Source organism: Rothia sp. HMSC078H08, from assembly GCF_001808955.1.
GTDB lineage: Bacteria > Actinomycetota > Actinomycetes > Actinomycetales > Micrococcaceae > Rothia.
The window spans coordinates 17,737-37,547 of record NZ_KV795254.1 but is presented as its reverse complement, the minus strand read 5'-3'; the positions used below and the strand labels follow the sequence as shown (position 1 = coordinate 37,547).

Below are 19,811 nucleotides of genomic sequence, written 5' to 3'. Positions count from 1 at the left end.
GACATATGTCTTCGAAGTCGACTAAGACCTCATTCGGGCTATCGCCCCTTTTTATCGTAGTTCTGGCGCTGCTGACCGCGATTGCGCCGCTTGCTACGGACATGTACCTGGCGGCGCTTCCTGCAGTCGCGGAGGACCTGAACACCACCAGCACGAACGCATCCCTGACGTTGAGTGCGTTCATGGTGGGTATGGCGCTCGGCCAGCTGGTCGTGGGTCCCCTCTCTGATAAGACGGGCCGCCGCAAGCCGCTGCTGTTCGGTGTGGTGGTCTGCTTCATTGCGACGGTGGCGTGTGGTTTCTCGCCGAATATTGAGCTGCTGATTTTTGCGCGTTTCATGATGGGCTTCACCGGTTCGATCGGTGCGGTGCTGGCGCGTTCCATCGTGACTGATACGACTGAAGGCCTGGCGACCGCTAAGCTCATGGGCATCATGATGATGATTAACGGCTTCGCGCCGGTGCTCGCGCCGCTGTTTGGTGGTTGGGTGCTGTCGTGGGGTAACTGGCGCGATATTTTCCACGTGCTCGGCGTGGTCACCGCGATCATGATGCTTGGCGTGGTCTTCGTGGTGAAGGAGACTCTGCCCGTGGAGGAGCGCTACCAGGGCACCGCCCTGAGCGTGTACTCGGAGCTGCCGCAGGTGTTTAAGGTGCGCCGCTACATGGGTTTCATGCTGACCATGTGCTTCGCGTTTGGTGCGCTGTTCTCGTACATTTCTGGTTCGACGTTTGTGCTACAGAAGATTCTGGGCCTGTCCGAAACCCAGTTCACGATTGTGTTCGGTGTGAACTCGATTGGTATTGTGCTGTTCAGTGCGATTGCAACGAAGCTGGTGGGTCGTGTGGCGCAGCGCCGCATTGTGAATGTTGGCGTGGTGAGCCTGCTGGTGGTGTCTTCGCTGCTGTTGGTTAGCTTCCTTGTCGGTATTTCGCTGGTGCCGACGCTGGTTCTGCTGTTCCTGCTGACCAGCTCGTGCGGCCTGATTTTTGGTAATGCTTCGGCGTTGGCGTTGAACGAGGCGCGCCACATGGCGGGTAGTGCGTCGGCGGTGATGGGTACGGTTCAGGCGATGCTGGGTGCGTTGGCTGCACCGCTGGTGTCGATTGCCGGTGAGCATGAGTACCTGCCGATGGGCTTCTCCATTCTGGGTTTCGCGGTCCTGACGGCGCTGGTGCTGTGGACTACGCCGCGTAAGGATTCGGATTACTCGGCTGACGGCAAGAGCCATGAGGCTCCGGCGGCGGGCCACTAGCCTGTTGTTGATTTTTGTGTAGCTAAAGCCCCGGATGGGCGACCCGCTAAGGGTTGCGCGTCCGGGGCTTTGCTGTGCCCGTACATGAAGCGTAGGGGCTGCCGCGTTTTCCGGATGCGCCCTCAGGGTGTCAGCCCGGACGCTCTCCGCAGCGGAGCGAGGAGGCGCGGAGCGTCCGGGTGACGGGTGCCCCTGCGTAGGCGCGGAGGAAACATGCGGCAGTCCCTTTTCTGATGCGTTTAGCTCTGCTGCGCCAGGTAGTTCAGCAGCGTCGCAGTCAGCTCCGGGTCATGCGCCAGCGCCGTGCCGTTCAGGTGAGTCACCGGCGCAATCAGACGCACCGACGACGCCAACCACACGCCGTCCGACTCGAACAAATCCTGCGGGTAGAGCGGGCCGAAGCCCAGCTCCCAACCGGCCTGGCGTGCCGCCTCGAACACCGCGCCCTGCGTGGTGCCGGGCAGGATGCCGTGGCTCGGCTCGGGCGTGTACAGCACCTTCTTGCCGTCCTCAATCTTGGCGACCAGCACCGAGGAGGTGGCGCCCTCCAGCACGCGACGCTCATCGGTGATGAAGATAGCGTCATCTGCGCCGCGCTCCTGCACGTATCGCAGAACCGCCATGTTCACCGCGTAGGAGAGGGTCTTCGCACCCGCCAGCAGCCACGGGTAGGCGCTGTTGTCCATCGGCTCGTGGCCGCGCGGCAGCAGCATCGCCTTCACACCCTCGGTGCGGCGCTTCACGATGGAGGCGGGCACCGGCGACGCCATAATCAGCGTGTACGGGCCAGGCTGCATGGAGGTCACCGCCTGGGTGGGGCCGCGCGAAATAATGATCTTCACGATGTGCTCTTCGCCCAGCGCAGTCTCGGCACCGGCGGTCGCCTCACGCATGAGGCGCTCCACCGCCGAACGCAGAATCTCGGGTTCCGGGTCGGGCAGATCCAACATGCGCGCCGACGACTCGAGGCGGGACAGGTGCATGCCGAGCTTACGCACGCGGCGGTTGACGGACAGCATGGTCTCGAAGACGCCGTCGCCGCGGGTGAAGCCCTGATCATCAACGCTGATGAGGGGCACGGACGGGTCAACGAAGATGCCCTGCGGGTTCTGTTCGTTCAGAAGAATTACGGTACTAGACATAGTTTTATTGTACGTTCGCAGCCGAACTGTAGGCAGGAGGTGTCTGTACCTTCCTGAAGCGACATCAGGGTGCCCGAAGCGAAGCGAGGGCGGGTGCCCCTGTAGGAGCGAAGGAAGAGTGCGGGCGCCTCCCTACTCATGTCCCAAGTGGGGGGCTAGGCGCGGAGGAAATATGCGGCACCCCGCCTCCCTGTAGGAGCGATGGAAGAGTGCGAGCACCTACGTATCCCAGCGCGGGAGGACGGTATCGCCCGTAGTGACATCAGGGTGCCCGAAGCGAAGCGAGGGCGGGTTCCCTGTAGGAACGAGGGCGAATACCGCCTCCCCAGCGGAGCCACGAAAGCGGAACCAGAAGCGGAACGGTCTAGCCCCAGAGGAACTGAATCGTACCCGCCGCAATAGATGCACCGTAAGCAACCGCAATGATGACGGCGGCGGCAATACTCACGTGCACGTCACGGCGCGAATAGGACGGCACACGAGCCCAGGTACGTTCGCCTGCGCCGAAGCCGCGCGCCTCCATGGTGATGGCGAGGCGAGAGCCGCGGCGGATGGCCTGCACGAGTAGGGCGAAGCTTTGCCCGCCGAAGGTTTGGGCTCGTCCAATGAGGGATTGGCCTGCGCCGAGTCCGCGGGCGCGTCGTGCCTGGCCGAGGGCGTTCCACTCGGCGAAGAGGATGCCGACCAGGCGCAGCGCGGCGATGGTGGCGAGCACGAATCGTGCCGGCAGTTTGAAGGTCTGCGCGAGGGAGTCGCCGAGGTCGGTCGGATCGGTGGTGAGCACGAACGCGAGGGTGGGCAGGACCATGGCGAGGGAACGGATCATCATGGCTGCGCCGACGGCTGCGGAGCCGGTGGTGATGGTGTTGAAGCCGAGGTTGAGGATCACGTCGCCGGTTTTGGCGCTGAGCATGGCGACGGACCAGCCGGTGGTGATTACGGCGATGAGGATGGGCCAGAATCGGGCGAGGACGTTGACGGGCCGGAACCCGACGAGGATGAACCCGAGCAGTTCGAGGGCGAAGAGGATTCCGGAGGTCAGCGGGTCGCGCACGATGAGCGCGGCGATGATGAGGGCGAAGGAGACGATGAGCTTGACGCCGGCGTTGAGGTTGCTGAAGTAGCTGGTTCGGTCGATGGTGCCGAAGAAGTCGGTGTTCATGCGTTCTCCTTTCCGTTGGTTGTCTGGGGTTCGGAGGCTTCGAGCGCTTCGAGGGTGATGGATTTGCCGACGAGCGCCGCGGTGTAGTCTTCGTCGTGGGTGATGGAGATGACGGCGGTCCCGTCGGCAAGGAGTTCGCGGATGAGGTCGACGAGTTCTGCCCAGGTGCGGGCATCCTGCCCGAAGGTGGGCTCATCGAGAATGAGTATTCTCGGTGCGGTGGCGAGTGCGGAGGCGACGGAGAGCCTGCGTTTTTCGCCGCCGGAGAGGGTGAAGGGGTTGGCGTCGAGTAGGTGGGTGAGGCGTAGGCGGGTTGCGAGTTCGTTGGTGCGGGCGGTGAGGTCGTCTTCGTTGAGGGGGTTGCGGGTGAGTGCGGCGAGTCGGCGGGGGCCGAGTTCGAGTTCTTCGCGTACGGTTCCGCGGATGAATTGGTATTCGGGTTCTTGGAAGACGTAGCCGATGCGGCTGAGCATTTGGGCGGGGGTCCAGGTGGGTACGTCCCAGTGGGCGCGCTCGCCGCCGTGGTTGCCGCCGTGGTTACCGTCGTAATTACGGAGCGTGTCGGTGGCGGCGAGGGTGCCGTCGGGGGCGGTGAGTAGCCCTGCGAGGGTGAGCGCGAGGGTTGATTTGCCGGCGCCGTTGGGGCCGAGCACGCTGAGGTGTTCGCCGGCGCGCAGGGTGAGGTTGATGCCGCCGCGCAGTACGGGCAGGTCGATGGGTGCGGGTGCGGGGGTGTCGCCGAGGCGTTTGATGGTGCGGCGGCGGGCGCGTCGTTGTTTGGGGGTGGGTTGTGCGCGGGTGATGCTGAGGTTTTCGGCGCGAAGTAGCGCCTCGCCGGTTGCAGTATCGCCGCCCGCCGTCTCGCCGATAGCGTTCTGCGGTGCACGCGGCACGTAGTTGGGTACCCACACGCCTGCGTCGATGAGTTCTTGGCGGGCTTCGGTGAGTACGGTGTCGGGTGCGCCGTCGTGGGTGATGGTGCCGCCTTCGCCGAGCACGATAATGCGGTCCATGTGCGGTGCCCAGATGCTCACGCGGTGTTCTACGACGAGCAGGGTTGCACCGGTCGCCTCCGTAGCGGTGAGGATGCTGTCGCGTACTTCCTGCACGCCGGAGGGGTCGAGGTTGGCGGTGGGTTCGTCGAGAATCATGGCGCCGGGGTGCATCGAGAGGATGCCCGCCAGGCCGAGGCGCTGCTTCTGACCGCCGGACAGTGCGCTGCTGGGGTGGTCGAGGGGCAGATGGTTGAGCCCTACTGCGGTGAGGGCTTCGGTGACGCGGACCCAGATTTCTTCGCGGGGTACGCGCAGGTTTTCGGGGCCGAAGGCTACGTCGTTGCCGACGGTTGCCATGACGATGGAGGATTCGGGGTCCTGCTGCATCATGCCTGCGGTGCCGCGCGCTTCGGCGGGGGCTTGCCCGTTGATGGTGATGGTGCCGCCGGCGGATTCGCCGTCGTCATCGTGGAGCACACCGGCGATGGCGTGCAGGAGCGTCGATTTGCCGGCGCCGGAGGTGCCCAGTAGCAGGACTTTTTCACCGGGGTTGATGGTGAGGTTGAGTCCGCTGATGACGGGTTCTGGGCGTCCGGGGTGGTGCCAGCTGAAGTTGTTGAGCTCGATGCGCGCCCCGCGCGGTGTTGCTTCCATGATGGTTCCTTAGCCTTTTGTGTGGCTGCTGTAGTGTGCCGAGTGATGACTCGTGGTGAGTGACTCGTGGTGAGTGACTAGCCGGTGGATAGTTGCTGGTGGTTAGCGGCGGGTCTTGCCGGATGCCAGCGAGGAGAGCACACCGGTCTTGGCGAGGTTCTGCACGAGAATCCATGCGAGGAAGCCTGCGATCACTGCGCCGGAGATGACGGAGCATGCTACGTAGATGATTGCCTTGACCGGTTCCATGTCGGGGTAGTAGATGAAGATTTCGTTACCGCCCATGAACAGACCGCAGAGTGCGCCGGCGAAGACCGCTACGAATGCGTCCCAGCGACGGTAGCGGAAGATTGCGAAGGCGATTTCAGCGCCGACGCCCTGGAAGAAGCCTGCGATCAGGATTTCGCCGCTCCACGCGCCGCCGGTGAAGAGTACGGAGATGAATGCTGCGACGATTTCGCAGAAGAGTGCTGCACCGGGCTTGCGGATGAGCAGGCCGCCGAGGGTGCCGCCGAGCAGCCACGCGCCGCCGATGATGGGGCGGAATTCGGGTGCTGCTACGAGTGCGGTTTTGGTGGCGGGGCTAACTGCGATGTCCCAGATCCAGAAGATGACGGCGCAGGCTACTGCGATAACTGCGGCGATGACGATTTCGTTGACTCGCCAGCGCAGGTTCGGCTTCTTCGCTTCTGCCTGTGCGGGTGCCTGAGTAGATGCCTGGGAGGCGGGGTTTACGTTCTGCGACATTGGTGGTCCTTCCGTCGTTGGAAGGGGAATGTCCTCGCCCTCTGTGTGGACGAGGGCATTGAGAAGAAATTCGACTCCCTACGCCGGTACTAACCGGATCAGGTTCGAGGGTCTGCTTAGCACTCTCAGCGCCTCGGTGGCGCTCCCCTGTCGTGTGGGGTTCCTTGTCCGTACCGTTGTGGTGCGGGTGGGAACCCAGGTTCGATTGTAGGCTTGTCTGGCTGTTCGTGCCAATTTGCCGCTTTTTGTTTCGTTCTTCTGCCCACATTACAGAATTGCACGGTGTACAATTTTGGGACGGAGAGGCTCCAAGGCGGCACGAACGCCTTAAACCCTATACGCTAGGGAGTGGCGCTCTTTTCTCACCCAACCCCGAAGGGGTTCACGGGCAGGACGCCGCATCGTATACAGCTAAGGAGATACATATGAACCCCGTCGCTAAGCTTGCTATTGCGGGTATCAACATGGGCGCTGCTGCCCTGGTTGGTAAGGGCCTGGGCGCAGCCTGGACCAAGGCTACCGGTAACCAGCCTCCCGCCATTTCCCACGAGTCTGAAGACACCCTGCGTCAGGTCATCCTCTGGACCGTTCTGACCTCCGTCGTGGGTGCTGTGGTGAGCTTCGGTATTGCTCGCCTGCAGCGTCGTTTCTTCAACTAAGACTTTGCGCTTTCCGCGCGAAAGTTCATGAACTAGGCGGTACGTATCTTTGCTCGGTACGTACCGCCTGGTGTTCCATCTTCAGCACGCCCGCCCTACTTCAGCCGGTTTCATGCCGCCGCTACGCTGAAGCGCCACCTCGGCATCCGAAAGCACAACTATGACTATTTCTTCTCCCCGCCGTAAGACGAAGGCTCAGCGTAGGGTCGTTGACCACGCGAACAGCCGCCGTTCGGTCGCGTCCTGGGTCATGTGGGATGTTGGTTCCTCGAGCTTCGACTCGATTATGACGACCTTCATCTTCACCGTGTACCTGACCAGCAGCTACTTCGGTACGCCCGAAGAGACCTCTTCGGCGCTATCACTGGGCCTGACCATCGCCGGTTTCCTCATTGCGATTCTGGCGCCGGTCACCGGCCAGCGTAACGACAAGTCCGGCAAGGGCATCTTCTGGCTCGGCGTGAACACCATGCTGCTAGTCGGCTCGATGGCGGCGTGCTTCTTCGTGGGCCCCACCCCGCAGTACCTGTGGCTGGGTGTCGCCCTGATTTCTGCGGCGAGCGTGTTCAGCGAGTTCGCGTACGTGAACTATAACGCCGTGCTACCGCGCATCTCCCACCCGGAGAATATCGGTAAGATTTCGGGCGCCGGATGGGCTGCCGGCTACATTGGCGGCATCCTGGCGCTGGCTGTGGTGCTGTGGGGTTTTGTGCTTACCCCCGAAGTGCTCGGCCTGACCACCGATAACGCCCTGAATATCCGTGCGGTCGCACTGTTCGCCGCCGCCTGGTGCCTCATCTTCTGTGTGCCGCTGCTGGTGCGTATGCGCACCCGCGAGCGCTTCCTGCCGGAGGTGCTGCCCACCCGCGAGCTGCGTTTCCTGGAGCTCGGTATGGAGCGTCTCTCCCCGGCTCGTCAGGGCGGTCTGCTCGCCTCCTACAAGGCGCTGTGGCGCACCATTAAGCGGCTGAAGATGACGTCCCCGCAGACGCTGTGGTTCCTGATTGCTTCGGCGGTGTTCCGTGATGGTCTGTCCGGTATTTTTACGTTCGGCGGTATTCTTGCGGCGGGCACGTTCGGTTTCAGCACTTCCGAGGTGATCCTGTTCGGTATTGCCGGTAGCGCTGTCGCGGCGGTTGGCGCGATCCTGGGTGGCTACCTGGATGATTACCTGGGCCCGAAGGCGATTATTGTTATCTCGCTGGTCGGCATTATTTTGGCGGCTACCCCGCTGCTGTTCTTCCCTCAGCCTGGCGTGTTCTGGGTATGCGCCCTGCTGCTGTGCCTGTTCGTGGGTCCGGCGCAGTCGGCGTCCCGCACCTTCCTGGCTCGCCTGGCGGATCCCGGTACTGAGGGTGAGCTGTTCGGTCTGTACTCGACCACCGGCCGTGCCACCAGCTTCCTGGCGCCGATGCTGTTCGGTCTGTGCGTGAGCATCATGGGCGCCCAGATTTGGGGTGTGCTCGGTATTCTGATCGTTGTGGTGGCGGGTCTGCTCCTGTTGCTGCCGGTGAAGGCGCCCGGTCCGTTGCGTATGCGTGCGGCTCGCCGCGAGCAGAAGCGCCGCGACAAGGCTGCCCAGTAAGGCAACCCAGTAAAGCATGCGGGGCTAAGCGTCCTGCAAACCGCCCTTGCGAACCCCCGCGCAAACCCGTAAACGCAAAGGGAGGGGCGGGTAGAAGAATGATCTTCTACCCGCCCCTCCTTTGTGCTTAAGCAGTGCTTATCAAGCGGAGCTCAGTAAGCCGCGCCAGAGAGCTATACCAGAGAACCGCAGTGGCTAGTCCTCCACCACGTCATCCTCATCATCAGAGACAGCGTCCTCAGAGGAATCCAGCGCAATCTGCTGCTCTTCCTCATCCAGAACCTCATCACTGGTCATCTGAGCCCAGGTTGCGTCATCAATCAGCGGATCATCAATCACACGAACCCACAGCATCGAACCAGCCGCCAGAGCACTCAAATTCTCGTCATACGCCTCCGCAGGCAGACCCTCAAAGATCTCAGCCAGACGCGCAAACAGGTCATCGTACGAAATGTCGCCCTCAGCCTGCAGCCAGCACTCCGCCGCAAAATCAGACAGCTCATTCAGCTCAGTGTCGCACAGCAGCAAGAACGGGCCGTCCTCACCCACACGCACACCCGAAGTACCCGGCATACGAGACACCGCAATCGTACCGTTCAAGAACACACCCGGCAGGTGATCCTCAACCGTGTACTTCTCCAGCTTCTCAACCTCATCAGCATTCGGCAGCTCACCACCATTCAGCAGATCCTGAACCAGCGGCAAAGTATCCTCAACCTCCGAGTACACCAGGCGCCACACGCCACCGCAACGCTCCACCAGCTTAGCCAGCGACACAACACCCTCAGGGTGACGCGCCAGACCCGAACTCTGCTCACTCAAGAACACCAGAGCCTCATGCAGCGGAACACGCTCAAAATACGGCTCAGAAGCCGACTCATCACGAGAAATGAACACAATACGCGACAGCTCATAGCTGAGGTCATCACGATCAACCACGTTCAGGCACAGGTCCACCGGGTTCTGCTGATCCTTCGGCGCATTCGGGTCAACAATCACAGACAGCGGCTTCGGATACGGCGACACAACACCCTCATCCGAAATAATCGCAGTCTCATCAGTCAGGTACGCAAACTTCGAACCCAAGAAACGCGACGCAGTCGTCTTACCGCTACCAGAAACACCCACCAGCGCCACAGCGCGCTTCGACTCAGGGTCACCAATAACAGCCGCATGCAGCATCACACCGCGACCAACCAGCTGCTCAATCATCGCCAACGTAATACGGCTCGTCAGATCCTGCATACCCGAATCATCATCAGCCACACGCAGCGTCGAAACCTTATCAAACGAACCCATCAACGGATTCGCCAAATCCATCACCGACTCATCAGTCGGCGCATGAACCAACATCACCTGATCAAAACGAGACAACGAAGCATACGCCTCATCAGGAGTATCAAAAAACTCCGGAGCAAGAGGCTCCCACGCCTTCTTAAAACGCTCCACAAAAGAGTCCGACATATCAATCAGATACAAAGAAACTTCCGCGCCAGCAACACGCAGAACAACAGGCTTCAGATTCATCAAAAAATCCTTAGAGAGTGAGAGATAAAAACCCGCACGCGAGTGAACGCACGAGCACAACAGGCGAAAAAACCGCCCAACGCGGGCGCACAAACACACAGCCTGCACGCCCGCACCCCAAAGCGGGAAAGACTAAGACTCCACAGAACCGTCCGCAGGAATCATCGTCTGATGAAAATTCAAATAACTACGCGAAGCAGTCGGGCCACGCTGACCCTGGTAACGGTTACCATACGCACCAGAACCATACGGATGCTCAGTCGGGCTACTCAAACGGAAGAAGCACAACTGGCCCACCTTCGAGCCCGGCCACAACATAATCGGCAAAGTCGCCATATTCGACAACTCAAGCGTCACATGACCAGAAAAACCAGGGTCAATAAAACCAGCCGTAGAGTGAGTCAGAAGACCCAAACGACCCAGCGACGACTTACCCTCCAGGCGGGCAGCCACATCATCAGGCAGAGTCACCTTCTCATACGTAGAGCCCAACACAAACTCACCCGGATGCAGAATAAACGGCTCATCAGGAGCCACCTCCACCAGGCGCGTCAAATCCTCCTGCGGCTGAGCAGGATCAATATGCGGGTACTTATGGTTATCGAACAGACGGAAGAAACGATCAATCCTCACGTCCACACTTGCAGGCTGAATCATCGACTCATCGAACGGATCAAGAACGATGCGCCCATCAGCAATCTCTTGACGAATATCGCGATCTGAAATAAGCACGTTTAAAGGATACCTGGCAAACACCACCCACGTGCAGGCATCCACCAGCCCCAGCACACAGGCCTACATCACATTTCAACCCCTGCGCCCGGCACACAAACAGCCGCAACACATTTCGCCCTCGACAAGCAGGCGCGATACACTGAAAAGGATGCGGCTGTAGCTCAATGGTAGAGCGCACGCTTCCCAAGCCTGATACGCGGGTTCGATTCCCGTCAGCCGCTCCACAAGCCCCGGACCTTATGGTTTGGGGCTTTATTTTTTAGGTTGGATGCGGTGGTTGGGCTCGGTTGGACGGGTCGAGGCGGTATGTTCCTTGCTCCTGCAGGGAACCCGTCCTCGCTTCGCTTCGGACACCCTGATGTCGCGACGGAACATACCGGCCTCTCCCCTACTAACTCTCTCCCCTTCTCCGGGCAGGTGGAGTAGTGGGTGCGGCTGCGCGGCTGGGAACGAACCGCGGGCGCTCGGTTTGGGAAGAGTGTGCGCGGAGGCGGGGTGGGGAATACTCGGGTGAGGTACCGCAGACAGCTCACCGGGAAACGGGATAGGTATTTGGGTGAGGTGGTGGCTCAGCTTAGGAGGTCAGGGTGCCTACCAGCGGGCTCAGCGCGAAAGGGCTTGCCGCAACTGCGCGAGCGCGGTGCCGCTATACCTTCCTGCAGCGACATCAGGGTGCCCGAGCTCTGCGAGGGCGGGTCCCCTGCAGGAGCGAAGGAAGTGTATAGCGCGCCAGCCTATCCCCTACACAAGCGAGGAACACACCCCGCAAGCCACCCCAAAACACTTGAAGAATGTTCAACTCACCCCACAGCTGTGCTAACCTAACCACAGAAATTCAATGAGAGATTTTCTCACAAACAGCTACTCGACGAGGAATCGTAGACCCGCATGACCCGCGAAACGCACCCCTACACCACCCCAGCACGCCCCCTCGACCTGAACCTCTACCTCGTCACAGGCGACAACCCCCTCGAAACCGTCCGGGCAGCCAAACACGCCACCTGCATCCAAGTCAGGTCCAAACCCATCAGCGCGCGCGAGCTCTACCAGCTCACCGAAGCTATCGCCGGCATCATCCAGCCGCACCAGACCCTCCTCGTCGACGACCGTGTAGACGTCGCCCTCGCGCTGCGTGCCCGCGGCGTGCGCGTTGACGGCGTGCACATCGGTCAAGACGACCTGCCCGTAGCCGACGCCCGCGCCCTCCTCGGCGCCGACGCGATCATCGGTCTGACCACCGGCACCCGGCAGCTCGTTGAAGAGTCCAACAAGATCGCGCACCTAATCGACTACATTGGCACCGGGCCGTTCCGTCCCAGCCCCACCAAGCAGTCCAACCGCCCGCCCCTCGGCATTGATGGGCTCCGCGAACTTGCCGAACTGTCCGCCGTGCCCACCGTAGCTATCGGCGACATCACCCCCGAAGACTGCCCCGCCATCCGCACCACCGGAGTTGCCGGAATCGCCATGGTCCGCGCCTTCGTCGACAACCCCGCGCTGCAGGCATAGCCATGACCATCACCATCATTGGTGGCGGAATCATTGGCCTCACCACCGCGTTTGAGCTCACCGAACGCGGCGAAAGCGTGCACCTCATCGACGCCGAAACCAGCGACTACGGCACCGCCGACGACGGCACGGCGCTCTACCCCGCCGCCAGCCACTACGCCGGCGGTATGCTCGCGCCCATCGCAGAAGTGCAATTCCAGCAGGACGCGCTCTTCCCGCTCATGACCGCCAGCGCCGACGCCTACCCCTCCCTCATGGAGAGGCTCAGCCGCGCCACCGACCTGCCCACCGGCTACGACACCACCGGCACGCTCATCGTCGCTGCCGACCGTGCCGACGCCGAGCACCTGCAACGCACCCGCGCCTACTACCGGGATATGAACCGCCCCGCGGACCCCGTCACCCCGACGCAGGCGCGCGCCCTCGAACCGCTCCTGGCACCGCGTATCGCCGGCGCTGTGAGCATCCCCAGTGACCATCAGCTGCACCCGCGGCTCATGAGGCGCGCCCTCAAAGACGCCCTCACCCGCCGCGGCGTCACCTTCGGCACCGAACGGGTCACCGCCCCGGATGCGGGCGACATTATCTGCACTGGACTAGGGGCAACACTGCATGGGGACTACCCGCTACGCCCCGTCTACGGGGACATTCTGCGTCTGCGCGCCCCGCGGCCCATCCTCAAGCATGTGGTGCGCGGCTACGTGAACTCCCGCCCCGTCTACCTCATCCCCCGCCCTGACGGGGAGCTGTGCATTGGCGCGACCAGCCGCGAAGACCACCGCACACTACCCGCCATTGACGGCGTGCACCAGCTGCTACGTGACGCGATCCGCCTCGTGCCCGCGGTTGAAGAGTGCGAGCTTCTGGAGGCGAACGTCGGCGCGCGCCCCGGCACCCCGGACGACCTGCCCATCTTCGGGTACCGCACTCGTGCCGACGGCACCCGCCAGCTCGTGTCCACGGGCTATTTCCGCCACGGTATTCTGCTTGCCGCACTCGCCGGCAAGGTTGGTGCAGAGGTCGCCTGCGGGGCTGAGATTCCGCCCATCATGCAGGCATGCGACCCGGCACGATTCACCCACTAAACACAGTCCCCGCCGGATGCACCCGGCACCTTCACGAAAGGATTTCGCATGATCATCACCTACAACGGCGAGCCGCTAACCACCAACGCCCCCACCGTATTTGACCTTGTCATGGACCAGTTTGGTACCGAGGCGGGCGTGGCAGTAGCCCTTAACCGCAGTATTGTGCCGCGTTCCACGTGGCTGGATGTCCCGCTGAACGAGGGCGATAGGGTGGATGCCCTCACCGCCGTTCAGGGCGGCTAATCTTTCAGCCTGTACCGGAGAGATACCCACCGGCAAAAAGAACAGCCATTCTCGGTTTTCTTTCTAAACCGGGCGCACCGTAGCGCCCCGCACCAACCAGCAGACCCCGTTATTTAGACGTTCCCACAGAGGAGAACACCATGAGCCTCACACCGCTCACCATCGGCGACCGCACCTTCACCTCCCGCCTCATCATGGGCTCCGGAGGCGCAACCAGCATGGACCTGCTCGAACAGGCGCTCATCGCATCCGGTACCGAAATGACGACGGTTGCCATGCGCCGTCACGCCGCAGGCACCCCCATTTTTCCGCTTCTGCAGAAGCTCAATATTGCGCCGCTGCCCAATACCGCAGGGTGCCGCACCGCAGCTGATGCGGTGATGACCGCGATGCTCGCCCGCGAGGCGCTGGGCACTTCCTGGGTGAAGGTCGAGATCATCCATGACGAAGACACCCTGCTGCCGGACACCGTGGAGCTGTTGAACGCTTGCGAGCAGCTGGTCGCTGAGGATTTCACGGTGCTCGCGTACACCTCTGACGATCCGGTGGCTGCCGCCCGTCTGGAGGATGCGGGCGTTGCCGCGGTCATGCCGTTGGGTGCGCCGATTGGTACCGGCTTGGGCATTTTGAACCCGCACAATATTGAGCTGATTACTTCTCGCGCGCAGGTTCCGGTGGTTCTGGATGCCGGCGTGGGTACCGCCTCCGACGCGGCGCTGGCGATGGAGCTGGGTTGCGACGCGGTGTTGTTGGCGTCGGCGGTGAATCGTGCTGAGGATCCGGTGGCGATGGCTCAGGCGATGAAGTTTGCGGTGCAGGCGGGCGCGTTGGCGCGTGAGGCTGGCCGTATTCCGGTGCGTGAGCACGCGAAGGCGTCGTCGCCGTCGGAGGGTTTTGTCTCGTGGATGTAAACCTTTCCCCTACCCCGGTGAATCCGAAGCATGCGCGTCTGGATCGCGAGCGCACGGACCGTCAACGTCGCCTCCCCGGCTTTGATCAGGACGCGGTCGCGGCGGCGCGTGTGCTCGTGATTGGTGCTGGTGGTTTGGGTTGTCCGGTGGTGCAGGCGTTGGCGGCGGCTGGCGTGGGGTATCTGCATATTGTGGATTCTGATTCGGTGGAGCTGTCGAATATTCAGCGTCAGCCGCTTTTTGGGGTGTCTGATGTGGGTGAGCCGAAGGCGGAGGTTGCGGCGCGCCGTGCTCTGGAGCTGTGCCCGTCGTTGACGGTTGAAACGTCGGTTCGGCATGTGGATGCGTCCTGGATTTTGGATCTTTTCGCCGCGTCGGCACCGGATTGTGTGGTGGATTGTACAGATACGTTTGCGTCGAAGTATCTGATTGCGGATGCTGCGCAGGTTGCGGGTTTGCCGCTGGTGTGGGGCACGGTGTTGCGTTTTGGCGGGTCGGTGAGTCTTTTTGAGCCGGATGGCGCGCATTTGCGTGATATTTTTCCGACGATTCCGCAGACGGTGGAGTCGTGTGCGCTTGCCGGGGTGTTGGGTGCGACGACGGCGGTGGTTGGTTCGCTGATGGCGACGGAGGTGCTCAAGTATGTGAGCGGCTTGCCGACGGCGGCGGGCACTCTGCTGACCTATGATGCCCTATCGGGTACGTGTACGTCGTTTGGGGCGGTGCCGGATCCGGCGCGTGTGGTGCCGGTGGATTTGTCGGCGCATGAGGTTCCGCAGGTGCTGTTGGATGTGCGTGAGGCGCCTGAGCGTGAGGAGTCGGTGAAGCATGAGGGCTCGTTGCATGTGCCGCTATCGCAGCTGAGTGACGCTGAGGGGTCGTTGTTGCCGGCAACCGACGTGCCCGCGGAGCTGCTGAGTCTGTTTGAGTCGGTGCGTGATCAGCGCGTGGGCGTTTTCTGCGCCTCGGGTGCGCGAGCGCAGCGCTTTGTGCAGGCGTACGCGGAGCTGGCGGGCGAGTACGGTGTGAGCCTCACGGCTATCTAAACGCATACAAGGCGTAGCTATCCCTTCCGGAGGCGACATCAGGGTCCCCTGTAGGCGCGGAGGAAGGGCATAGCGCGCCTAATCGTAAGGAAAGCGGTATCGTCCGTAGTGACATCAGGGTGCCCGAAGCGAAGCGAGGGCGGGTTCCCTGCAGGAACGAGGGCGCATACCGCTTTCCGCTTAACTCGTAGAGCTTAACCCGTAGAGACATTTCCCCCTGTGCAGGGCGTAAAATCGTGTATAACACGGCGGCACGTCGCACGGTTTGTTCTGCCTAAAAACTGCCACTGCCGCCTCCTGTTTTCGCACACTCACTCTAGGAGTTTTATGCTCACCGTCTCTACTGTGCCGCTTGTTTTGTGTACGGCACTTGTTGCGTTGACTTTGCTGATTAGCGGTATTGCTAAGGCGAAGGACCCGCAGAGTACCGTGACCGGTATTCAGAATCTTGGTTTGGAGAAGATCGCGCCGACCCGTGCGGTGTCGCTGATTTTGCCGTGGTTCGAGATTGCCCTGGCCGCCGTTCTGCTGCTGTCGCCGGTGCGTTTGCCTGTTGTGATTGCTTCGGGTTTGGCGTTGATTCTGATGCTGTTCTATACGGTGGTGATTGCGCGCGCACTGGCGACGGGTCGTACTGCGGGTTGTAATTGTTTTGGTTCTGAGTCGAATGCGCCGGTGAGCCGTTACACGCTGGTCCGTAATGTTGCGTTGCTGTTGGCGGCGGCTGGCGCGCATGCGAGCGCGTTGAGGGGCGGCACGGGTGTTGTGTCGACTCTGCTGGGTCTGGGTAATAGCGGCTGGACTTGGGTTTTTGGTGCGGCGCTGATTGCTGTGACGTTGGAGGCTGTTCGCCGCGGTGATGCTCTTGCGCAGCCGGAGCCGCAGGCTGAGGTGATTTTGCCGGAGCCGGTGTATGACGAGAACGGCGAGGAGCTGTATGTTCGTATGCCGATTCCTCATGCGGCGCTGTACCTGGAGAATGGTCGTCACACGAATTTGCGTGCGTTGGCTAAGAATCAGGCGCGTATGCTGGTGTTTGTGTCGGCGACGTGTGCTGGTTGTGTGAAGTTTTTGAAGACGATGTCTTCGTGGCAGGAGCGTCTGCCGCAGGTGGCGTTGCATCCGGTGTATTCGAGCCTGGAGTCGTTGCAGACCTCGCGTAATGCGGGTACGTTGCCTGAAGGGTTAACTCCGCTGATTGACCGTGATGCTGGTGCGCGCGCGAATTTCGGTAATGGTGTGCCGTTGGCGGTGGTTTTGGGTGCTGATGGTCTGATTGCTGGCGGTCCGGTGGCTGGTAAGGAGGAGGTTGAGGCGTTGCTGACCGATATTGAGGCGCAGTTCGCTGAGGCGGCTCGTCTGGCTGAGGAGGAGCGTCAGGAGCAGATGCGTAAGGCGATTGCTGAGGGCACGTCGAATACTGAGGGCGACCACCTCTAAACGCGTCCCTATCGTTTAGCCTCTGTAGCGTCCGTTCCCCTCCCGTAGCCCCGTCCGGCTCTTACTGCCCTTACCGGCAGACGCCGGGTGGGGCTATGCTAGTACGTAGCGCACACACCGCTTATACGCCGCGGTCACCTCGCCGGGTGGCGGCTGGCGCGTCCTCAACCCTATCAAAGGAGTTTTTATGGCAATGATGAGTTTCAACGCTCCGGGTGAGCGTGAGAAGTCCCTGTGGCTGATCCGCAAGGAAAGCAACCCGAATCACTCACAGTGGTACATTGACCGTTTTAAGGCGATGGAGGCTGAGGGTAATGATATGGCCGGTGAGTCTCGCCTAGTGAATGCGTTGGCGTCTCGTGGCGCGAAGATTCTTGATGCGGGTTCTGGCCCTGGTCGTGTGGGTAAGCAGCTGCACGCGTTGGGTCACCGTGTGACGGGTGTTGATATTGATCCTGAGCTGATTGAGGAGGCGCGCCGCGTCTGCCCGGAGGCTACGTGGATTACTGCTGATTTGGTGGATTTGCCGGAGGTGCTGGGCATTGAGGGTGACGCTACGGCGGAGAATGGTTTTGAGCTGCTGGTGTGTGCGGGTAATGTGATGGGTTTCTTGGCTCGTTCGACTCGTAAGCCGGTGGTGGAGAATTTCCGTCGCGTGTTGGCGCCGGGTGGCCGCGCTGTCGTGGGTTATGGTTCGGGTCCTGGCCGTGATTATGCGTTTGAGCAGTTCCTCGCTGATGCCCGCGAGGTTGGCCTGAACGTGGATAACACCTACTCTTCATGGCAGATGCACCCGTTTGTGGAGGGCTCTTCGGAATTTTTGGTGGCGGTTCTGTCGCGCCCGGCGAGCTAGGCTCGCATCTGAAACGAGCGCGCTAAGCGCATTTAGCTAGGCATACAAATGGCCCGGCGCCTCCCCTGTGTGGGGTGGGCGCCGGGCCATTTGTGTGTCCGGAAGAAGCGCGTCCATAAGAACTTTAAAGAATGGTTGTTCTAGTGGATCATGTAGATGTTGCGGGCGATTTCTTCGGGCAGGAAGGATGCGGCGAAGAGGATTGCCACGATGATGACGGCGAGCGCGGTCATGAGGCTGGAGCGCCAGCCGGGGTGCAGTTCGTTGAAGGTGATGAGTCCCTTGTGTTCTTTGTCCATGTTGACCACGTTGATCTGCTTGTAGATGGTGGTCTGGGGGGAGAGTTTGGAGGAGACTTCTCGCATGGTTTTGCCGTCCCAGACGCGGCCGTCGATGCGCATGAGCTGTTTGCCGTCTTTGTCGACGGCCCACATGGCGGGGAAGCTGCGGTAGCGTAGGCGACCGGCGACGGTTTTGAGTTTCTGGCCGTAGGCTTTTTTGGGGTAGAGCTTTTCGGCGTAGATGGTGTGGTCGATGTTTTCGAGGGGTACGGCGAACCAGCCGAAGGTGCGTGCGCGGAGCACGTGGGTTTTGGTGATGACGATAATGGTGGGTTTGAGAACTGAGTAGAGGTTGACACCGGCGATGGCGCCGATAAGAAGCACAAAGATGGTGTACGGCAGGGCCGGTCGCTTGTAGAAGACGAAGGCGAGCGCGGCGAGGAGCACAATGGTGCCGGGGAGTGCCGCTTCGATGCGCCTGCCGTAGGATCGCATGCGGGGGTGGAATAGTTCGTTGACTTCGCCGTATTTGGCGGGGACTTCGTGAGCGCGTTCTGCCATATACACAACTTTAGTGTGTGCGGTGCGTGAAACCTAGCGGACTACCTGCGTTACCCTGGTTCTATGCGTAATTTTTCTCCCGTGGAGCGGGTCCTGGCAATGTGGATGGTCGGTGTTGTGGTGGCGGTGTCTGTGGCTGCTGCGGCGCTGGTTATGACGAATAAGCTGGTGTATGGTCCGACTGGTCAGGTGCGGGAGTATTTTCATGCGTTGCGTACGGGTAATGGTTCGTATGCGCGTGGCCTGTTGGGTGCGCAGATCCCTGAGGGTGACGCGTCGCTGCTGGATGGGGATGCTTTGAGGCGTTCGGTGTCTTCGTTGGGTGAGGTGTCGTATGAGGTGGTGGAGACTAGCGCCGATGGTGAGCATGCGACGGTGCGTGCGTCCTATACGTTGGAGGGTTCGCAGCAGCATACGGATTTTCGTTTGCATCGTGCGGGTACTCATTGGGGCTTTTTTGATAAGTGGGCTATTGATGAGACGTCTTTACCGTCGGTGAAGGTGAATATTCAGGGTGTGGAGGCTGCGACGATTAATAACCGTAAGGTTGCGGTGGATGAGGGTGCGGCGTCGTTCCCGGTGTTTTATCCGGGTGTGTATGCGGTGTCGTATGATTCGACGGTTTATACGGCGCAGAAGGTGAATGAGGTGGTGACTGCGCAGGATGCGAATCATGCGGTGCGTATGGAGTTGAAGCCGAGTGATAATGCGTTGTCGTCGGTGAAGGAGCAGGTGCAGGATCATTTGAAGAAGTGTACGCAGCAGAGCACTCTTTATCCTGGTGGGTGCCCTTTTGAGTATGCGTTTACGGGTCGTGTGGATTCTGAGGTGAAGTGGTCGGTGGTGAAGGTTGCGGATCCGCAGGTGAGTGTGAGTTCGGCAGGTGTGTGGTCGTTGAAGCCGATGTCGGGTACGGCGAAGGTGTCGTTTACTCAGTTGGATTTGTTTACGGGTGCGCGTTCGCAGGTGCAGAAGGAGATTCCGTTTACGTTGAAGGCGTCGGTGGAGGCGGATGCGAAGGCGGTCCGAGTCTCCTTCTAAAGCCGCTGAGCTGCGCGAGAGCCAGTATGCTCTGAACGCGACATCAGGGTGCCTGAGCGAAGCGAGGGCGGGTTCCCTGTAGGAGCGGAAGAGCATACTGGCTCGTGGCTTATATGGGCTGAGAAAGGGCCGGTGTTATCCGTAGCGACATCAGGGTGCCCGAGCGAAACGAGGACGGGTGCCCCTGTAGGAGCGAGGATGACCCGGCCCTTTCGCGTCCCACAATCCTAAAAGTACAAAGGGAACCGGCGCTATCCGTAGCGGTATCAGGGCGGCACAGCAGAAAAGGGTCAGTATTATCCGTAGCGACATCAGGGTGTCCGAGCGAAGCGAGGACGGGTGCCCCTGTAGGAGCGAGGATAATACTGACCCTTGA

18 protein-coding genes, 1 tRNA gene and 1 riboswitch are annotated in these 19,811 nt (G+C 61.0%); of the genes, 12 read left to right on the top strand and 7 right to left on the bottom strand.

The genetic code is table 11. The features are described from left to right. The first annotated feature begins 5 nt into the window (after positions 1-5). Entirely contained in the window at positions 6-1,256 is a 1,251-nt protein-coding gene (locus tag HMPREF2528_RS03795; RefSeq protein WP_070542522.1) for a multidrug effflux MFS transporter, read from the top strand. A gap of 239 nt (positions 1,257-1,495) precedes the next feature. Here HMPREF2528_RS03795 and HMPREF2528_RS03790 read toward each other — a convergent pair whose 3' ends face one another. The 4 genes from HMPREF2528_RS03790 to HMPREF2528_RS03775 all read right to left on the bottom strand — a co-directional run bounded on the left by HMPREF2528_RS03790 (position 1,496) and on the right by HMPREF2528_RS03775 (position 5,956). Continuing rightward, positions 1,496-2,398 (bottom strand): aminotransferase class IV, encoded by a 903-nt coding sequence (locus HMPREF2528_RS03790; RefSeq protein WP_005509006.1) that lies wholly within the window; start codon positions 2,396-2,398, stop codon positions 1,496-1,498. 364 nt (positions 2,399-2,762) lie between these two features. Beyond that, the gene (locus tag HMPREF2528_RS03785) at positions 2,763-3,560 is read right to left on the bottom strand and encodes an energy-coupling factor transporter transmembrane component T family protein (protein WP_070542518.1); all 798 of its coding nucleotides are present in this window, start codon (positions 3,558-3,560) and stop codon (positions 2,763-2,765) included. Continuing rightward, the gene (locus HMPREF2528_RS03780; RefSeq protein ID WP_070542514.1) at positions 3,557-5,209 is read right to left on the bottom strand and encodes an ABC transporter ATP-binding protein; all 1,653 of its coding nucleotides are present in this window, start codon (positions 5,207-5,209) and stop codon (positions 3,557-3,559) included. Before HMPREF2528_RS03780 ends, HMPREF2528_RS03785 begins: the two co-directional genes overlap by 4 nt. Before the next feature lie 102 nt (positions 5,210-5,311). Beyond that, the gene (locus tag HMPREF2528_RS03775; protein ID WP_049352191.1) at positions 5,312-5,956 is read right to left on the bottom strand and encodes an ECF transporter S component; all 645 of its coding nucleotides are present in this window, start codon (positions 5,954-5,956) and stop codon (positions 5,312-5,314) included. Positions 5,957-6,014: 58 nt separating this feature from the next. Beyond that, positions 6,015-6,115: riboswitch (TPP riboswitch) on the bottom strand. Between the two features lie 266 nt (positions 6,116-6,381). Between HMPREF2528_RS03775 and HMPREF2528_RS03770 the strand changes: the two genes are divergently transcribed. Next, positions 6,382-6,615: a DUF4235 domain-containing protein gene (locus HMPREF2528_RS03770; RefSeq protein ID WP_005506756.1), complete on the top strand. Its 234-nt coding sequence runs from the start codon at positions 6,382-6,384 to the stop codon at positions 6,613-6,615. Positions 6,616-6,775: 160 nt separating this feature from the next. Then, positions 6,776-8,200, top strand: a complete 1,425-nt coding sequence (locus HMPREF2528_RS03765; protein ID WP_049338539.1) for an MFS transporter — start codon at positions 6,776-6,778, stop codon at positions 8,198-8,200. A 195-nt stretch (positions 8,201-8,395) separates the two neighbouring features. Here the strand turns inward: HMPREF2528_RS03765 and HMPREF2528_RS03760 are convergent, their stop codons facing one another. Together HMPREF2528_RS03760 and dcd are read right to left on the bottom strand one after the other, a co-directional pair. After that, entirely contained in the window at positions 8,396-9,727 is a 1,332-nt protein-coding gene (locus HMPREF2528_RS03760; RefSeq protein ID WP_049352194.1) for a septin family protein, read from the bottom strand. Positions 9,728-9,859: 132 nt separating this feature from the next. Continuing rightward, on the bottom strand, positions 9,860-10,459 hold the full coding sequence (dcd, locus tag HMPREF2528_RS03755) for a dCTP deaminase (RefSeq protein ID WP_005509013.1): 600 nt from the start codon (positions 10,457-10,459) through the stop codon (positions 9,860-9,862). Positions 10,460-10,612: 153 nt separating this feature from the next. Between dcd and HMPREF2528_RS03750 the strand changes: the two genes are divergently transcribed. From HMPREF2528_RS03750 to HMPREF2528_RS03715, 8 genes are all read left to right on the top strand, one after another. After that, positions 10,613-10,686, top strand: a tRNA-Gly gene (locus tag HMPREF2528_RS03750). Between the two features lie 664 nt (positions 10,687-11,350). After that, complete coding sequence (locus tag HMPREF2528_RS03745; RefSeq protein WP_070507964.1) at positions 11,351-11,971, top strand: thiamine phosphate synthase; 621 nt, start codon at positions 11,351-11,353, stop codon at positions 11,969-11,971. 2 nt (positions 11,972-11,973) lie between these two features. Then, complete coding sequence (gene thiO, locus HMPREF2528_RS03740) at positions 11,974-13,056, top strand: glycine oxidase ThiO (RefSeq protein ID WP_070542509.1); 1,083 nt, start codon at positions 11,974-11,976, stop codon at positions 13,054-13,056. Positions 13,057-13,104: 48 nt separating this feature from the next. Continuing rightward, on the top strand, positions 13,105-13,302 hold the full coding sequence (gene thiS, locus HMPREF2528_RS03735) for a sulfur carrier protein ThiS (RefSeq protein WP_049338535.1): 198 nt from the start codon (positions 13,105-13,107) through the stop codon (positions 13,300-13,302). 140 nt (positions 13,303-13,442) lie between these two features. Then, positions 13,443-14,213, top strand: a complete 771-nt coding sequence (locus HMPREF2528_RS03730) for a thiazole synthase (protein WP_012904136.1) — start codon at positions 13,443-13,445, stop codon at positions 14,211-14,213. Continuing rightward, complete coding sequence (locus HMPREF2528_RS03725) at positions 14,204-15,259, top strand: ThiF family adenylyltransferase (protein WP_070542506.1); 1,056 nt, start codon at positions 14,204-14,206, stop codon at positions 15,257-15,259. The genes HMPREF2528_RS03730 and HMPREF2528_RS03725 overlap by 10 nt, the downstream gene beginning before the upstream one ends. 327 nt (positions 15,260-15,586) lie before the next feature. Continuing rightward, on the top strand, positions 15,587-16,699 hold the full coding sequence (locus HMPREF2528_RS03720; protein ID WP_070542503.1) for a MauE/DoxX family redox-associated membrane protein: 1,113 nt from the start codon (positions 15,587-15,589) through the stop codon (positions 16,697-16,699). Positions 16,700-16,886: 187 nt separating this feature from the next. Further along, complete coding sequence (locus HMPREF2528_RS03715) at positions 16,887-17,552, top strand: class I SAM-dependent methyltransferase (protein WP_070507977.1); 666 nt, start codon at positions 16,887-16,889, stop codon at positions 17,550-17,552. 140 nt (positions 17,553-17,692) lie between these two features. On the opposite strand, the gene HMPREF2528_RS03710 is transcribed toward HMPREF2528_RS03715, so the two are convergent. After that, a complete protein-coding gene (locus HMPREF2528_RS03710; protein ID WP_049340542.1) occupies positions 17,693-18,394 on the bottom strand; it encodes a hypothetical protein in 702 nt (233 codons plus the stop codon). A gap of 63 nt (positions 18,395-18,457) precedes the next feature. Between HMPREF2528_RS03710 and HMPREF2528_RS03705 the strand changes: the two genes are divergently transcribed. Continuing rightward, complete coding sequence (locus HMPREF2528_RS03705; protein WP_070542499.1) at positions 18,458-19,435, top strand: hypothetical protein; 978 nt, start codon at positions 18,458-18,460, stop codon at positions 19,433-19,435. Positions 19,436-19,811: the final 376 nt, after the last annotated feature.

Bases quoted from the DNA above. Each gene is read 5' to 3' on its own strand.
- HMPREF2528_RS03730 (WP_012904136.1), top strand. From the start codon at position 13,443: ATGAGCCTCACACCGCTCACCATCGGCGACCGCACCTTCACCTCCCGC.
- HMPREF2528_RS03745 (WP_070507964.1), top strand. From the start codon at position 11,351: ATGACCCGCGAAACGCACCCCTACACCACCCCAGCACGCCCCCTCGAC.
- HMPREF2528_RS03720 (WP_070542503.1), top strand. From the start codon at position 15,587: ATGCTCACCGTCTCTACTGTGCCGCTTGTTTTGTGTACGGCACTTGTT.
- thiO (WP_070542509.1), top strand. From the start codon at position 11,974: ATGACCATCACCATCATTGGTGGCGGAATCATTGGCCTCACCACCGCG.
- thiS (WP_049338535.1), top strand. From the start codon at position 13,105: ATGATCATCACCTACAACGGCGAGCCGCTAACCACCAACGCCCCCACC.
- HMPREF2528_RS03780 (WP_070542514.1), bottom strand. From the start codon at position 5,209: ATGGAAGCAACACCGCGCGGGGCGCGCATCGAGCTCAACAACTTCAGC.
- HMPREF2528_RS03710 (WP_049340542.1), bottom strand. From the start codon at position 18,394: ATGGCAGAACGCGCTCACGAAGTCCCCGCCAAATACGGCGAAGTCAAC.
- HMPREF2528_RS03790 (WP_005509006.1), bottom strand. From the start codon at position 2,398: ATGTCTAGTACCGTAATTCTTCTGAACGAACAGAACCCGCAGGGCATC.
- HMPREF2528_RS03715 (WP_070507977.1), top strand. From the start codon at position 16,887: ATGGCAATGATGAGTTTCAACGCTCCGGGTGAGCGTGAGAAGTCCCTG.
- HMPREF2528_RS03765 (WP_049338539.1), top strand. From the start codon at position 6,776: ATGACTATTTCTTCTCCCCGCCGTAAGACGAAGGCTCAGCGTAGGGTC.
- HMPREF2528_RS03760 (WP_049352194.1), bottom strand. From the start codon at position 9,727: ATGAATCTGAAGCCTGTTGTTCTGCGTGTTGCTGGCGCGGAAGTTTCT.
- HMPREF2528_RS03795 (WP_070542522.1), top strand. From the start codon at position 6: ATGTCTTCGAAGTCGACTAAGACCTCATTCGGGCTATCGCCCCTTTTT.
- HMPREF2528_RS03775 (WP_049352191.1), bottom strand. From the start codon at position 5,956: ATGTCGCAGAACGTAAACCCCGCCTCCCAGGCATCTACTCAGGCACCC.
- HMPREF2528_RS03785 (WP_070542518.1), bottom strand. From the start codon at position 3,560: ATGAACACCGACTTCTTCGGCACCATCGACCGAACCAGCTACTTCAGC.
- HMPREF2528_RS03705 (WP_070542499.1), top strand. From the start codon at position 18,458: ATGCGTAATTTTTCTCCCGTGGAGCGGGTCCTGGCAATGTGGATGGTC.
- HMPREF2528_RS03770 (WP_005506756.1), top strand. From the start codon at position 6,382: ATGAACCCCGTCGCTAAGCTTGCTATTGCGGGTATCAACATGGGCGCT.